The 15930-nt window shown below is 39.8% G+C and carries 11 protein-coding genes; 6 read left to right on the top strand and 5 right to left on the bottom strand.

The window, feature by feature from the left end:
* Nucleotides 1-164 precede the first annotated feature (164 nt).
* Nucleotides 165-1406: a leucine-rich repeat domain-containing protein gene (locus Q0954_RS11275; RefSeq protein ID WP_299456888.1), complete on the top strand. Its 1242-nt coding sequence runs from the start codon at nucleotides 165-167 to the stop codon at nucleotides 1404-1406.
* 154 nt (nucleotides 1407-1560) lie between these two features.
* Here Q0954_RS11275 and Q0954_RS11270 read toward each other — a convergent pair whose 3' ends face one another.
* Nucleotides 1561-2610, bottom strand: a complete 1050-nt coding sequence (locus Q0954_RS11270) for a hypothetical protein (protein WP_299456886.1) — start codon at nucleotides 2608-2610, stop codon at nucleotides 1561-1563.
* A 153-nt stretch (nucleotides 2611-2763) separates the two neighbouring features.
* On the bottom strand, nucleotides 2764-3969 hold the full coding sequence (locus Q0954_RS11265; RefSeq protein WP_299456884.1) for a hypothetical protein: 1206 nt from the start codon (nucleotides 3967-3969) through the stop codon (nucleotides 2764-2766).
* A gap of 996 nt (nucleotides 3970-4965) precedes the next feature.
* Between Q0954_RS11265 and Q0954_RS11260 the strand changes: the two genes are divergently transcribed.
* Complete coding sequence (locus Q0954_RS11260) at nucleotides 4966-6330, top strand: SpoIIE family protein phosphatase (protein WP_299456882.1); 1365 nt, start codon at nucleotides 4966-4968, stop codon at nucleotides 6328-6330.
* Between the two features lie 264 nt (nucleotides 6331-6594).
* Nucleotides 6595-7962: a GAF domain-containing protein gene (locus Q0954_RS11255; protein ID WP_299456879.1), complete on the top strand. Its 1368-nt coding sequence runs from the start codon at nucleotides 6595-6597 to the stop codon at nucleotides 7960-7962.
* A gap of 75 nt (nucleotides 7963-8037) precedes the next feature.
* Here the strand turns inward: Q0954_RS11255 and Q0954_RS11250 are convergent, their stop codons facing one another.
* The 3 genes from Q0954_RS11250 to Q0954_RS11240 form a co-directional block, all read right to left on the bottom strand.
* Nucleotides 8038-9966 (bottom strand): T9SS type A sorting domain-containing protein, encoded by a 1929-nt coding sequence (locus Q0954_RS11250; protein WP_299456877.1) that lies wholly within the window; start codon nucleotides 9964-9966, stop codon nucleotides 8038-8040.
* 136 nt (nucleotides 9967-10102) lie between these two features.
* Nucleotides 10103-11233: a leucine-rich repeat domain-containing protein gene (locus tag Q0954_RS11245; protein ID WP_299456875.1), complete on the bottom strand. Its 1131-nt coding sequence runs from the start codon at nucleotides 11231-11233 to the stop codon at nucleotides 10103-10105.
* A gap of 160 nt (nucleotides 11234-11393) precedes the next feature.
* A complete protein-coding gene (locus Q0954_RS11240) occupies nucleotides 11394-11672 on the bottom strand; it encodes a hypothetical protein (RefSeq protein WP_299456873.1) in 279 nt (92 codons plus the stop codon).
* Between the two features lie 66 nt (nucleotides 11673-11738).
* Here Q0954_RS11240 and Q0954_RS11235 point away from each other — a divergent pair, with 66 nt between their 5' ends.
* The 3 genes from Q0954_RS11235 to Q0954_RS11225 all read left to right on the top strand — a co-directional run bounded on the left by Q0954_RS11235 (nucleotide 11739) and on the right by Q0954_RS11225 (nucleotide 15430).
* Nucleotides 11739-13169 carry a DUF4403 family protein gene (locus Q0954_RS11235; protein WP_299456871.1) on the top strand — a complete coding sequence of 477 codons (1431 nt, stop codon included), beginning with the start codon at nucleotides 11739-11741 and terminating at the stop codon, nucleotides 13167-13169.
* 245 nt (nucleotides 13170-13414) lie between these two features.
* Nucleotides 13415-14413 (top strand): 3-oxoacyl-ACP synthase III family protein, encoded by a 999-nt coding sequence (locus Q0954_RS11230; RefSeq protein WP_299456869.1) that lies wholly within the window; start codon nucleotides 13415-13417, stop codon nucleotides 14411-14413.
* A 123-nt stretch (nucleotides 14414-14536) separates the two neighbouring features.
* Complete coding sequence (locus Q0954_RS11225) at nucleotides 14537-15430, top strand: ADP-ribosylglycohydrolase family protein (RefSeq protein ID WP_299456867.1); 894 nt, start codon at nucleotides 14537-14539, stop codon at nucleotides 15428-15430.
* Nucleotides 15431-15930 lie beyond the last annotated feature (500 nt).

The following is a 15930-nucleotide window of genomic DNA, read 5'->3' as shown; positions in this document are numbered from 1 at the left end:
GTTAACAAAAGTTATCCACAATTCACATTTGCTTTGTTGATAAGTCTGACTACCTGTGAAACAAGCTCATTGATTAGTCGTTTGAGAGAGTCAAGTTTATGAACTAAATTCTTGACAATCTTCATTCTTGACCTATTTTTGTGTATAGCCATTAAATACAAACCATGTATTATCATAAAATTCATTATTTACTTGTTTGCTCAATTTTTTGCCTGTTTTTATTACCCTCACAAACGCTGGGGCAGACCAAGCTCTTGACTGAAGATGAATTACTAGAGGCAAAAGTGTACACTACGCTCAAAGAAGCGCTACAAAACCCCGACAGTGTATTTAAGTTTAAGCTCAGAAACCGCTTGCTTGAAAAAGTACCTGAAGAACTTTTTCAATTCAAAAACATCCAAAGCCTTGAGCTGGAAGTCAATCATTTTAGGCAGTTTCCAGTGGGGGTCTTGCGTTTTAAAAAACTACAGGTGTTACGCTTGGGCAAAAACTATTTTAGAAATGTGCCCGAAGAAATAGCCCAACTTAAGCATTTGCGGGTGCTCGACTTGCAGTGGAACTACCTAACCACCCTCCCCGAAAACCTTGCAAAACTCAAAAAACTAAAAGAGCTTAATATCAAGTGGAACGCTTTTGAAGTATTTCCAGAGGTAGTGACTAAACTGTCAAGCCTTGAAAAACTCACCCTGCACTTTAACAAACTCAAGCGCATTCCAGCGTCTATAGGTAAACTTTCTAAACTACAGTACCTGGAAATGTCAGGCAATGAACTTATTGGTTTGCCCAACTCTATTGGTAACCTCAAAGAACTACTTAGTTTAGATGTATCTGACAATCACTTTATATCATTGCCACAAGAGGTGGGCACCTTGTCTAACCTGGAAATCTTAGACTTAGGCAACAACCAAATTACCCGTTTAAATAGCAAACGTATACAAATGTTGGTGGCAGCCAAAAAGCTGAACAAAATCTGGGTGTTGCCTGACAATCTCCATTCGCTTAAGCAACTAAAAACTCTAGACCTAGTAGGAAATCAACTGACTAAGTTGCCTAGTGAAGTAAGCAAAATCAAAAGCCTTACTACACTAGACCTAAGCGCCAACGAAAACCTAGACCTCAAAATGGTTTGTTCACAACTTAAGCAGTTGCCTCGTTTAGGCATTGTGGGTTTGCGTTACTGTAGGCTTACAGCGTTGCCGTCAGAGTTTGGCGAACTTACCCAACTGCAGGGTTTAGACCTGTACGAAAACCAGTTAACCCAGTTGCCCAAAGAAATGGGCAACCTCAAAAGACTACAAGTATTAATTCTTATCAAGAATGCCTTTACCAAAAGCACCCAAAAAAAAATACGCGAGATGATGAAACACTCAGAAGTGATTTTTGGCGAGTACGAGGGGAGGAATTGATGGGGGCTGTCTCATAATAGGTTTTAGGAGAATATTCTTCTAAATACTAGCCATACCTGGCAGGTTTTTAAAGTCTGGTAGGTATAAAATTTCTTAAAAGAGGTTTTTCCTTCATAAAGTTTGGTAGCCTTTGACTTATGAGATAGCCTCTTTTTTATTTCAATAAGCGCATCACTTGTTGGTATTCAGGTTTTGCCAGCTCGGTTTTAAGCAATTGATAAGGTTTACGAAAATTGCCCCTACCTCTGTTATCAATAAAAGTATAGCGCTCGGTTTCGCGTACCTTATGCCCTTTTTCTTTAAGTTGGTTCAAAATCTTTTTTCTCAAAGCAAAATATTGTTCAATAAGTTCTCCAAACCCCTTGTCTATGGCGTTGTAGGCTTTTTTGAAGCTATGGTTGCCCAAAATGCCCATATATACCAATTGGTGACGTTTTTTAGCCCATATCATATATTTGAGAATATAAAACTTAAACTCTAGGTAGGCATAGTAAGTAGCGTCTAGTTCTGCAAAAAAATTAAACCAATCGGCAGGGGTTTGTTTGGTTTCTTTAGTATAATAATTATACAAATTCATAGAGTTTTTTGCTCCCTGATAATAGGCGTTTAGCTCGTCGAGCAAGCCATACACTCCTTCTAACTGAGTTCCCTGGCTTTTTTGCGAGGGCGAAATGTAGGTAGCAAACCTGAATGTTTGTAGGTCTTTGGGTACAATCTGGGCAATTTCTTTGCTTGGAAAAGTTTGCGTTTGTGTGACCAATATCGATTGTTGAGTGTGAATAAAAAACAAAGAATAGTGTTTGTTTCGATTATAAAGGTGTGGTGTTTTTCGCAAAGTCTGGTAAGCAAGACGTTGGGTGTATAAATGGCAAATCTCGTGTACCACTGTGTTGAGATCTTTGGCTATGTCTGCGTCGGTGGCACCGTTCATAAACGCTACAAAATCTATATTACTGCCCAGGCTCACGCTGGTTTTGCCTATTCGAAACGATGCAGGAGTATCATAATATGCTTTGACTATAGCGTATCCGTTAGGATCATATTTTTTGAGCAATTGCCAGGCACGCGCTTTTATTTGCGCCCGATTGCGGCTTTGGGCATAGGCAGTGCTGGTGATTTGTATGGTGCATAATAAAATTAGTACACTTTTTAGCCATCCCATAATATAGGGACTTCGGTCGTTTTTCAACAATCCATAATTCATAGTTTATGCAGCTACTTTGGTTTGTAATTGTGTTTTTATAGAAGGTGTGATGCGTTGTATTTATCCAGTTGGTAGACCATGATGCTAAGTCATAAGTTGGGTTGCCTGGTATCACTATAAAGTGCAGACTATTTTAAAAACTTCAAGGTCTCCTTATTTTTTACGCGTTGCTACCAACAAATTGGCACCTTGCTTTAGGTAGCCAAACGCAAAAGGCAGGGCTTTGATATTTTGGCGTGTATTGTATTTTTGGCGCAAGCCTTTCTGGTAGTATAACTTATTATACATAGCTGGTGCCCCTACATAACGGCCATAAAACGATAAACTCCACCTTTGGGCATCTTTGGCAAAAGCCTGTAGTGGTATACCTGAGTCATCTTGTACACACACCTCGGCATGGTCTAAAATTGCCTTTTGTAAGGTAGCAAAACCAGGTTGGTGCAGCCAATAGCCAGCAGTTTTTAGCATGGCAATAGGGTGGTTAAGTGCATTCATTAGTTGAGTCACTACTTGCTGGTTTTTTTCCTGACTCAAGTCAGTTTGGATATAAAGCAAAGATTGTTTTCTGGTTTTTGCTACATTCAAAAACTCTATTCTTACCCCTTTGAGGTTGTTTTTTTCTGCTTGAGCAGCTTTATTTTCATCAATCACCGTCTCTATGCTTTGTTTATCCAGCGTTACATATTCTATATTACTTATGTGGTTATCAGTGCGGGCAAGCAGCACATTCAGCACAGGCAATACACCTAATTTACTTAAATGCTGTTGCATGTCTACAGAGCTAAAATATCCTCGTTGTGAGAAAAGACGCAAGGCATTTCTTACATTACCCAAATAAGCATTCAATTCATTTTCTTTGAGGTCTTTAAGTGCAGGTAATGTACCGATTGGCTCAGCTCCCAGCAATATGTACTCGTCGCAATTGGGGAATAAAGTATAAGCGTGTAAAAAATCGGGACCACTTAAAGGGTATATTAACTGATGCGAAGTGTTGTTCAGATGATCGATCGCAGAAGAACTCCAGGTACGCATCTTTTTCAAACGATCAGCCTCAAGCGTTTTCCACATGCCCTCTATGGCAGTAATGTGGGTTTTGGTAGCTTTTTGATCAAAGATACGGGTAACCATTTGATTGCCTGCTGTATTGAAAGGCATGCCGCCTAAGATAAGTGCCAGTGAGGTGGCTTTTTCGTCAATTTTCAAGGCAGTATTTTCGCCAGTATTGTTCACTGCTTGCACATGATCCCGTTGAATAGAGCGATTCTCTAAACGAGGCATTTTCTCTTTTTTATCGCCCGCAATGCGATAGATAAAAACAGAAGCTACCAAAACTAAAAAAATCCAGATAAACTTTCTCATAAATTAGTGAGCACTTTGCCGAATGGTAAATATACTAAAAAACCTCAAAAACCAATATGATTGTATGGATAATCAAGTAGTTAACCGTCTAAGGAAGTGGTTGGTAGATAGGGTGTATGCACTTACCAAATAAGTATAACTGATACTAGGTAAAAAACCTTTATGGTTTGTGAGTAAAAACACTCATGTGCTTTTTTGTTAAAGTAGTCGCCCAAAACCTTGAATTCATCGAACCTCGCCAACTTGTGATGATCAAGCCTGGTTAACTGTATAGACAACATATGTTTAGCTCCTAAACCTCCCTATTTGTGATTATAGACCTGTTTCTACATAAAAATATATAAGTAACTGACCTTTCGCAGTGATTTTTTTTGTTTAATAATAATTACAGTGTTGGTTTATGAGTGCGTCAGCTGGACTCAGCCTTAGTTTGTTGCCGTTAAGAATCTGTGAAACGAAGCCGTAAAAACAGATCATTGTTTGAGCCGCAGGCGAGTTTGAGCTGTTTCGGCGTAGTGCAACAGATTTAGGCGAAACAAACTACAGCTGCGGTGCTTGAACTCTCCGAGAGCAAGCTCGGAGCTGCGAGCCGAACTTGATTCGGAGGTTTTTTGATTACTTTTTTACCTGTAGAAAATCCATGATCCCGAACTTGATTCGGGGAAGTAATGGCTCACAGATACTCGAATCACTGCTTTTTATAAGCGTATTTTGCTGAGTGTTATTTTTTCACATGAAACAAATTTTTGACCTGCGAAAGGTCAGTAAGTAATTATTAAAAAAATGTAGGATACAACTTTAAATAAATAACCTGATGAACATTGTTTTGGTGAGCCTGAAAGGGGAAACAAAGTTAAGTGAGTAACAGCACTTGATTGACTAAGTAAAAATACTTATAACCATCCTCCTTTGTTTATTGTTATATACTTACAACCAATCCCTTCTATTCAACTGAGCAAACACAAACGAACTTATTTAGAATAAAAAACTGATAAAATGAAAATTGCTCCCATCACTAACAATGAGTCAGAACGCTTGAAAGCCTTGTATCGCTATAGAATTATGGATACAGATTTTGAGCAAGAGTTTGATGACTTGATCAAACTTGCTTCTCATATTTGTGAAACGCCCATTTCTTTAATGTCTCTGGTAGCAGAAGATAAGCAATGGTTTAAAGCCAAGGTAGGACTTGAACCCAGAGAAACCCCTCGTGAACAAGCTTTTTGTGCGCATGCCATTCACAAACCCGAATTATTTATTGTAGAAGATGCTACCAAAGATGAGCGTTTTCATGACAATCCATTGGTCACCGGAAACCCCGATATCAGGTTTTATGCTGGCATGCCTCTCACCACCCCTGATGGCTTCAGCCTGGGTACATTGTGTGTAATAGACAAACGCCCCCGTGACTTAAGCGAAGCTCAAAAAACTGCCTTAAAAACTTTGGCTTCTCAGGTGATAGCTCAGTTGGAGTTACGTCTGAAGTTAGAGACCATTGCGCACGAAAATAGAAAAGCTACTGAAAAAAATCAAGCCATTGTAGAAAGCATCCGTTATGCCAAACGTATTCAAAGAGCCATGCTTCCTGCTACTGATGAAGTACACAAGTTGTTTAGCGACTTCTTTGTTTTTAATCAACCCCGTGACATTATAGGAGGCGATTTTTATTGGATATCGGAAGTAAAAGGTAAAAAAATAGTAGTGGTAGCAGATTGTACCGGACATGGGGTGCCAGGTGCTTTGATGGGAATGTTGGGCAATACATTGCTGCGTGATGTGGTAGACAAGAAACAAGTGACTAACCCAGAGAAAATTTTGACTTACCTGGATGTCGAAATATCTAAAGTATTGCACCAGGAGGAGAACAATAACAATGATGGAATGGATATGACTGTAGTTTGTATAGATGACCAAGCCCAAACTTTGACTTTTGCCGGAGCGCACCACAAAATGGTATATGTACAAGCAGGAGCAACTTATATAGTGTCGGGTGATAGATGTGGAGTAGGGGGAAACAGTAAAAAAGAGCAGGGAGCAGAGTTTACGTCATATAGCATAGATTTTTCTGAAGAAGAAGAGCAACCTATATTTTACCTTTTTTCCGATGGTTTCAGAGATCAATTTGGTGGCAAAGAAAATAAAAAATATTCTTTAGGTAAGTTGATCAAAACTTTGCAACATATTCATCAAAAACCAGGAAATGTTCAGCAAAGACTATTAAAAGATGAGCTGACCGAGTGGATGAGTATAGCAGGTGAGTCTCAAATAGACGATGTGTTACTGCTGGGTTTTTGCCCCAAGTCACCACAAGTACAAAAAGCAAAAATTGTACAAGAAAGAGAAGTCGTAAAAACAGCCTAACCCCCTTTTTTATTTGTTCAGCTCACAACCTGCCGTTGATTGCTCAGTTGTGGGTATTTTACAATTTTTTTGTTAGGTGAGGTTTAATTGTTTAAAATATCGAAAACTATTCACTTATTTAGTTGTTCTACTATGAGCACCACAACTCTTGTATGATTGTTGCAGTGTACAACTTGACCTTTTAATGTCAGGCAAACCAGGTGGAGTATCCACCAACCAAACTATACAATCACAAATCAACTAGTAGAATAAAAAGCTGATAAAATGAAAATTGCTCCCATCACTCCTGATGAACCAAAACGTTTAGAAGCGTTGTATCGCTATAATATAATGGATACAGGTTTTGAACAAGAGTTTGACGACCTGGTAAAGCTCGCCTCTCACATTTGCGAAACCCCTGTGTCTTTAATGTCTTTAGTGGCAGAAGATAAGCAATGGTTTAAAGCCAAAGTGGGTCTTGAGCCTAGAGAGGCACCACGAGAGCTATCTTTCTGCGCGCACGCTATTCATACCCCCGATTTGTTTGTAGTAGAAGATGCAACTAAAGACGACCGTTTCCACGATAATCCTTTTGTGGCAGATCACCCCAAAGTAAGGTTTTATGCTGGCATGCCACTCACTACCCCTGATGGGTTCAATTTGGGTACATTATGTGTGATAGATCAACGCCCACGCGACCTGGATGAAGCTCAAAAAAAAGCATTAAAAACCTTGGCTGCCCAAGTAATTGCTCAATTAGAGTTGCGTTTGAAACTAAAGGTGATAGGGCAAGAAAAAAGAATAATTGCTGAAAAAAACCGAGCCATTGTAGAAAGTATTCGTTACGCCAAGCGTATTCAAAGAGCTATGTTACCTGTTGCTGACGATGTAAAGAATATGTTTGATGAGTTTTTTGTGTTGAATCAACCCCGTGATATTATAGGTGGCGATTTTTACTGGGTATCTGAAGTAAAAGATAAAAAAATTGTAGTAGTGGCAGACTGTACTGGGCATGGCGTACCAGGTGCTATGATGGGAATGTTAGGTAATACCTTGCTACGCGATGTGGTAGATAAAAAACAGGTCACAGAGCCAGAGAAAATTTTATCTTATCTGAATACGGAAATTTCTAAAGTCTTACATCAACAAGATAACGACAACCATGATGGCATGGATATGGGCGTGATTTGTGTAGACGACAAGGCGCAAACCTTGACTTTTGCCGGAGCACATCATAAAATGGTATACATTAAAGACGATGAATCTTTTATAATAGCTGGTGACAGGTGTGGGGTAGGAGGGAATAAAAATAGTAGAAGGAAACATAAAATAATTTTTACAGCACACACCGTAGATTTTTCTGAAGAAGGCGAATGGCCTATTTTCTACTTGTTCTCTGATGGTTTCAGAGACCAGTTTGGAGGCAAAGAAAATAAAAAATATACTTTACGTAGATTGATAAAAAAACTACATACTATTTATAAAAAGCCAGGAAATATTCAACAACTCATATTGAGAGATGAGCTCAAAGACTGGATGATTGCTGGGAATGAATCTCAGGTAGATGATGTATTACTGCTGGGTTTTCGTCCTAAGTCCGCCCAATATCGAACTACAGAAGCTACTCAAGTAACAGAGTTTGTACAGGTATAATGCTATATGTAGTAATAATCAAAAAAAAGACAAACCCTAAAACTAACTAGTTTTAGGGTTTGTCTTTTTTTTGATCTACCTGTTGATAATCAGTGCCTTATAAAATTTTTGTTGTTGATATACCACCATTACTGTGTACATACCTGCGGGCAATTTGTTGACAAGTATCTGCATTGTCTGGTTGGTTTGCCCTATTTGTTTGAGTTGTCCTTGTCCTAGTTGATTAATTACATATACAGTGATTGGAGACACTTGTCCGGTTTTAACTACCAGGCGAATATCATCTTTGGCTGGGTTGGGGTACAAATCAATACTTGGTGTGGTGTTTTGATAATTGACTGCTTGCCACTTTGAGTAAGAGGTCGCCCCATCTATATCAACCGACTTTAGTCGGTAGTAATTGATACCACTGTGAGGATAATTGTCTTGTGCCGAATAGTGTTGTAAAATAATGGAGTTACCTACCGCTTCAGTCCTGCTTATTTGGCTAAAAGTATGAAAGTCGGTTGTTTTTTCGATGATAAAATGTGAAGTATTCTTTTCACTGATAGTTACCCAACGAATGTCAACAGTATTTTGACTGGTTAATTTCACACTAAATTTGCCTAACTCTATAGGTAGAGGTATTGTGGTACCAGGCACTGTCCAGCCGCTATCAGTACAGCTACTACAGGTTCCTCCATCAGTACCAGTAGCGTCGCAGCCTGGGCTTCCTGCATTACAGTCGTTTCCTGGTATACCAGGAGTGCTACTAAATACTGCTGGTGTACCAGGGGGATTGTTCACGAGTAAAGGACCTACTCCACCACCGCCACCGCCACCATGTGCAGCGCCATCGTCAACATCGGCTCCATTACCACCATTGGCATGGGCTACTATAGCACAAGGTAAGTTGTATTGGTTTACTTCAAGCAGTATGGCACCACCGGCACCCCCGCCACCCCCGCCATCGTTTCCTGCCGTGATAGAAGCATCTTCACCATTTGCCAAAAAGCCATAGGTTCCCCCACAGCTAGTCGTCACTATATTGGCGCGTATGATGATCATGCCTCCACCTCTACCACCTACCGTGGCATTGTTGTTGTTTTGCTGACCGCCGCCACCGCCACCGCCCATAAATACCTTGTTGGTGCCTGCGCTGTAGTCAAGGGCAATGCCTCCCAAACCGCCTCCATTGGCAATGCTGCCTGAGCAAACGCTAGAGCCAGGCCAACCTATGCCTCCTACGCCACCAGCGGTATAGTTACCCCCGCCGCCACCCCCAGCATTATGAGTATTGCCTCCCCCGCCTCCGTTGGCAAGGTTGGCTCTGCCGTATTCCATGTTACTTATTTCAGTGGCTACTCCTAAGCCTTTACGAGCTTGATGAGTACCATCAGATGTCCCACCACTACCCGCATTACGGGCATAATCGGTACTTCTTATACAACCTCCATCGCCAGTGGTATTAGGCACACCTCCACCAAAACCTTGTTGGCTTACGTCTACATTGGCGCCCAGTGTAAGTGTGCCACTTACCTCAAATGTAACAATGCCACCTGTGCCTTGTGAGTCGTTCCAGGTAGCTGGAGTAACAGTTCCATTGATGGTTACATTGGTGTATTGGGGTACGCTTACCACTTGTACATAGCCACCTGGTGTGCCAGGCGTATAAGTACGATTGATGTTATTGAGGGTAATCTCATAGCTACCTCCCCCCAAGTCATTCAGCAATTGAATACTTGCCATTTCATAGTTTCCGGCGTTGTTGTAAGACAATATATCGCCAAATGTGGCAGTATTGGTACCATCAATGGTTACCCCTTTCATCTGAATGAGTAATACTTTTTCTCCAGCATCAAAATCGATGATACTCCCATTGAGGTTGTCTATGGTAACTACATTGGTACCTGTATTAATAGCTGTAACGCGTGCGTAGCTATTTACTACTCCACTAATAGTTTGACCCAATGACAGAGAAATGCTGATAGCCAGGAGGTATACGGTGAGAAATAAGGTTTTCATATTCTTTATAATACTTTGATAATGCTTATTGCCTGATGTAAGAAAATAACGTTCTATGTTGATTTAAAAAGATATTATTATGGCAATAAATCCGAATTAATAGAATAAAGTAACCTTTTTATGTAAAATACATCTGCTAAGCCTGGGCTTGCCCAAGTGACTGAATGTGTGTATAAATATGCTTTAGCTTTTGATTGAGTTTTTCAATGTCTTGTTTTTTGTGTAAAATACGTTCGCTTGCCAAGTCACGGCGTACCCCTATGTCATCTACATGTGCCTCATGGGTGCGCTTCATCAATTCATCAGTAAAGTAGCCTTCCTTAAGTTCCGATACCACCATATTTTGTAGCTCTTCTTCCTGCATGAGAATCTCTGAAATAATATGAATCGCTTTTTCATAGTTTTGTAAGGTGATCATATATTCCTGGTTATCAGGTGGTCCACTGTTCTTTTTAGAAGGTTTGACTTCCTGGGCAAGTTCTTCTTTGAGCTTTTTAAGTTCTTCTTGTTCAAGCGCCTTACGGTTTTGACTTTGGGTAATTTTTTTAAGCTCTTCTACCAAATGCTGGAGCTCTATGTTCCGAAAACTGCCCTTTCCCTTGCATACATAACAAGTTTTATTGCCCATAAACCCAGTACCTTCGCATACCTCACAAATAAACAACAACGAATCTTCGTTTTCACGGAAAAAGTCTTTTACTTTTTTTAAGGCATTTTGTTTCTTTTTAAACAACGTTTGGTGCTGAAGTATTTCTGCCGGGATGTTTTGAATACGGTTGGGGTATACAAACAAGTGTTGTAATTTGGGTAGTTGAGCCACTACCGAAGGCAAGCTAATCAATGTATTGTGGCTAAGGTCAAGGTGGTGTAAGTTTTCGAGTGCTTCTACTTCTGATGGAATCGTAATGAGTTGATTATAACTAAAATCAAGGTGTTCGAGCTGGGTAAGTTCTTGCACCTCATAAGGTAGCTCTTTGATATAGTTGTGGCTAAGGTTGAGGTACTTAAGTGTAGCCAGGTCTTTCATCTGAAAGGGCAACCCCTTGATTTGGTTATGGCTAATGTCTAAGTAAATAAGGTTGGGTAAGTAAATGATTTCCTTGGGAATTTCAGGCAACTGATTGTGTTTAAGGGTCAATTGTTTGAGTTGCTTGAGGGTAAATACCTCGCGGGGTATTTCGGTCAGTTTCAAACCAGACAAATCGAGACTGGTGAGGTTTAACCTTTGCACCTTGGCTATGCGTTGTGCTGTTTTCTTGTTCATCATTTACTTATTTGTCTTTCAGAAACTTTACCGTAATCCAGTAATCTAATAATTCTTAGTGATGTTGTCAAAATAAGGTAATCAATTTTAACCTAGATATTTTTCGTCAAATGAGGCGGCTAAAATGTAGAAGTTACCCTTGGCTGTATTACTAACGGGAATTTTAAAGAAAACGAACAGTAAGAGCAATAAATATAACCACCTGGATTACTATCCACAAAAACGCTTTTAAATAGTTGGGTTGTTGTTTGAATAATAAAATCAAAGCAGTAAATATTCCAGCTGCAATGCCTGAAGGAATGGCTATGACAAGCAATAGTGCCTGAAGGTTGAGTTTGCTGTTGGGGCTCAATGATATGGTATAGCTCATTGCCAAAGCAGCTACAATAAAAACAAGCAAACCAGTAATGCCATTTCTTAAAATAAAATTGGTATGATTCATCTTCTGTAAGGAATTTTTTGCAATAATAATTATTTTAGCGCACATAACTAAGCATACCCCAACCCCATGATGTCTTTGCCCAAAACCATTATCAACCTCCCCGTTGCTCGTATTTTGCTATTCTTAGTGATTGTTTTGCTGGTTTTTACGAGTTGTTCGAGACGTATACACGCCAAAGGACCAGTAGAAAAATACCTCGATATAATGCCCCCGGCTACCTTATCTACTGTAAGTGTGCCCATTAGTATACCTATTCCAGTATTACAAAATGCTGTCAATCAGCAAATTAAAGGCAGTTTATATGCTTTGAATAACCTGAGTTATACTGGAGCAGAAAGCTTTTCGATGAAGGTTTGGAAACAAGCCCCTATTTTAATTCGTGGGTGGCATGGCGATCAGTTTGAAGTAACGGTACCTGTGCGTACTTGGCTCAAGGGGAGCATAGATACTGACATATTGGGGCTCAAAATCAAAAAATCTACTACTGCTAACCTTGGTATGCGTATTAGGTTGGCAACTAAAATAGCCTTGGATGGCGAGTGGCAGGTGAACACCACAACTCGTATTTTGGGTTATCAATGGATCAAGGCGCCTGCGGTTTATTTGGGGCCTATAAAAATTCCGATGAGTTTTCTTGCCAATAAACTAATTGATAGTCAGTTAAAGTACATTGGTAAACGCTTGGATGCAGAAATAAAAAAACAGGTAAAGATTCGTCACATGTTGAGCAAAATATGGCAAGAAGTACAAGCGCCTTTTCTGGTATCTGAAGAACACAATACCTGGGTGATGTTAGAGCCCAAAAGCTTAATGATGACCCCCATGAATACTCGTAATCAAACACTGAGTACAATAGTAGGAGTAAGGGGATATGCATCAGCTTTGGTGGGTAGTAAGCCTAAGCCGTTGCCAAAACAACCATTGCCTCAACTCACCTTAAAAAAATCACTAAATAGCGAGTTTAATATATATTTACAAAGCAGCATTGATAAAAATTATGTGATAAAACTAGCAAAAAAGAATTTTCTAAATCAAACCTTTCGCAGTGGTAAACGCAAAGTAAAAGTAATAGGTCTAAACCTATACGGTAGTGGCAAAAAGCTGGTGATACAGGCACAACTTAAGGGAAGCTTGAATGGAACAGTATACCTATCAGGAACACCCAGCTACGATGCCAAACAAAAAAATATTGTGATCAATGACTTGGATTTTAGTGTAGATACCCGCAATAAATTAGCAAAAATCGCCGATTGGTTATTTCATCGCCGGATCATTCGAAAGATAAAAACAGCTATTGAGGTGCCTGTAAAAGCCAAACTAGAAGAAACACTTAAAGAAGCCAGGAAAGCCCTCAATAACTACAAGGTTTCTCCAGGCGTTCATTTGCAGGGCACAATCCACGACTTGCATATAGAGAAGGTTTTTATGAAACCTAAAAGCATTGTTACCTGGATACTTGCCAGTGGCAAAATAGCTGTAATACTGAAAGGGTTGTAGGAATATTTTTATAGATTGTTTAAAAAAAGCAAAGGGCTGTTTTTTTAAGTATGTTTGTTGTTTTTTTAGGGTTTTTCTGGTTTATAATTTTGTTTAAGTTGTATTTTTAGAATTAAATATTGTATAAGTCACTTTTTTTGGAAGATGTGCGGGGTATAGTTAGCCTACTAAAAACAGCTAAATCATTACTTTTGCAAATTAATTGTTTTATTTGTGGAAGAAATTGCACTTTTTACTAACGATATATGACTTATTCAAGAATAGCAGGTCTAGGGTTTTACGTACCCGAAACTATGGTAACCAACCATGACTTGGAAAAATACATGGACACAAGTGATGAGTGGATCCGAGAACGTTCGGGAATCGAAACCCGCCACTTTTTTACCGAAGGCAAAGATACTGTATCTAAGATGGGGGCCCGTGCTTCTGAAGTAGCGATGGAAAAAGCAGGAGTAACTCCCGAAGAGATTGACTTCATTGTATTTGCCACGCTTAGCCCCGATTACAACTTCCCTGGTTCTGGTGTATTATTACAACGCGAACTCCCTTTTCGCAACATTGGTGCACTAGATGTACGTACCCAGTGTACCGGATTTATTTATGGACTATCAGTTGCCGACCAATTCATCAAAAGTGGCATGTACAAAAATGTACTGGTGGTAGGTTCTGAAATCCAATCCAACATATTAGAAAAAAGTACTCGTAACCGTGACTTTGCGGTACTGTTTGGCGATGGAGCCGGAGCAGCAGTAGTGCAAGCTACCGACAACGAAGATAGCCGTATCTTATCTACCCACTTGCACTCAGAAGGTAAATATGCCGAAGACTTACTATTGGAACACCCAGGTAGTAACCTGAAAGACCGCATGTCTACCAAAATCATAGAAGAGGGCAAACACCTGCCTTATATGAAAGGGAGCGCCGTTTTTAAGCATGCGGTAACTCGTTTCCCTGAAGCCATCAATGAGGCTTTAGACGCCAACAATATGACCAAAGATGATATTGATATGTTGGTACCTCACCAGGCAAACCTGCGTATTTCAGAGGCAGTACGTCGTAAAATGGGTTTAGACGAAGATAAAGTATATAACAACATTCAACGCTACGGAAACACCACCGCAGCTACTATTCCTATTGCTTTAAGTGAACTAGACGAAGCTGGACGTTTGGAAAAAGGGGATGTAATATGTTTGGCTGCTTTTGGTAGTGGATTTACCTGGGCTTCTTGCTTGCTTAAGTGGTAGTATGGTTAGCCACAAGCACTGAACAATAAGTGACAAGTCATTCATGAAAAGAAACACTGCCTGTTTTGGGTGGTGTTTTTTTATGGGTTACCCACCAAAAGAAGCAAAAGCCACAAACTTGTGATGAATCACTTGTATCTTGCAGATTCAACTAAAAAAGACTATAAAAATATGTTAGGAGCCATTGCTGGTGATATTATAGGTTCTATGCGTGAAAAGCGCAACCACGCCTTGTATCGTTTGTCTAAAATGACCATTCGCGATGATGCTGCCATGCAGCGTGAGCGAGCCTATACCAAACGCGAAGATTTTGACTTGTTTGAAGGTTATAACAATTTTACTGACGACACGGTGATGACCTTGGCAGTAGCTGATGCTATTATGAATCATCAACCTTATGGGGCAACCATTAAAGCCTATGGCAGGCGGTTTCCAGATCGAGGGTATGGTGGGAGGTTTCAGAAGTGGCTTAAAAGTGATGATATGACTCCTTACAACAGTTATGGCAATGGGTCAGCCATGCGGGTAAGCCCAGTAGCTTTTGCTTTTGATACCTTAGAAGAAGTACTCGCCGAAGCCAAGGCAAGTGCTGAAGTAACCCATGATCACCCGCAAGGGATAGAAGGCGCACAAGCAGTAGCCGCAGCGGTGTTTATGGCAAACAAAGGCGAAAGCAAAGAGGCCATTCGTGAGTATTTGATAGAAACTTATGAGTATCCTTTGCAAGACACCATCAAAGACATTCGCCCAGGCTATAAATTTGATGCTACTTGTGAAGGCTCTGTGCCTGAGGCAATCATTGCTTTTTTGGATGCTACCAATTATGAACATACCATACGGCTTGCCATTTCGCTAGGGGGCGATGCCGACACTCAGGCAGCTATAGCGGGAGCCATTGCCCAGGCCTTTTATAAAAAAATTCCCGAAAATATTGTTACCCAAACCAAAGCAATATTGGGCACTGGCTTGTGGCAGTTGGTAGAAGGTTTTCAGGAGACTTATGGGGTAGTGTATTAAGTATTACATATGTTATATCAATACTCCACAGTGATTTTAGTCAAAGTTGATTACTGATTACCTTCGTTGAGCTCCCGTTGGTCGGTTATCAAATGTTTATAAGTTTAAAAACTATTTAATTACGTGTTTAGACGTAAAGCTGAAACCCTTTGAAAAATAAAGCAAGTACACAAATTTAATATACGCCATTGGTTTACAATGATTAATAGGGTAAACATTTACTCGAATCCGCTATGGACTACGGACTAAATGCTATGGACTATTGTTATATATTAACAAATCAAGAAAAAATAGCCCAATTTACTTAAAAATAGCCATTGCTTAAGAAAATTTCTATATTCAGCCTTCATCACAAAATAAGATGAAGAAATCATTATTACACAAAATCATTAAACAAGGTTCATTGAGTGTGGATACAGAGGGTTGATTACTCTGCCTCAAGTGATGTAGCGTACAAAAAAATTATACTTAAACAAAAATGGTTTTGAGGATGGATTTTG

The sequence above is a fragment of the uncultured Microscilla sp. genome (genome assembly GCF_947493425.1).
Taxonomy (GTDB): domain Bacteria; phylum Bacteroidota; class Bacteroidia; order Cytophagales; family Microscillaceae; genus Microscilla.
This window is presented reverse-complemented; position numbering and strand designations above follow the sequence as displayed.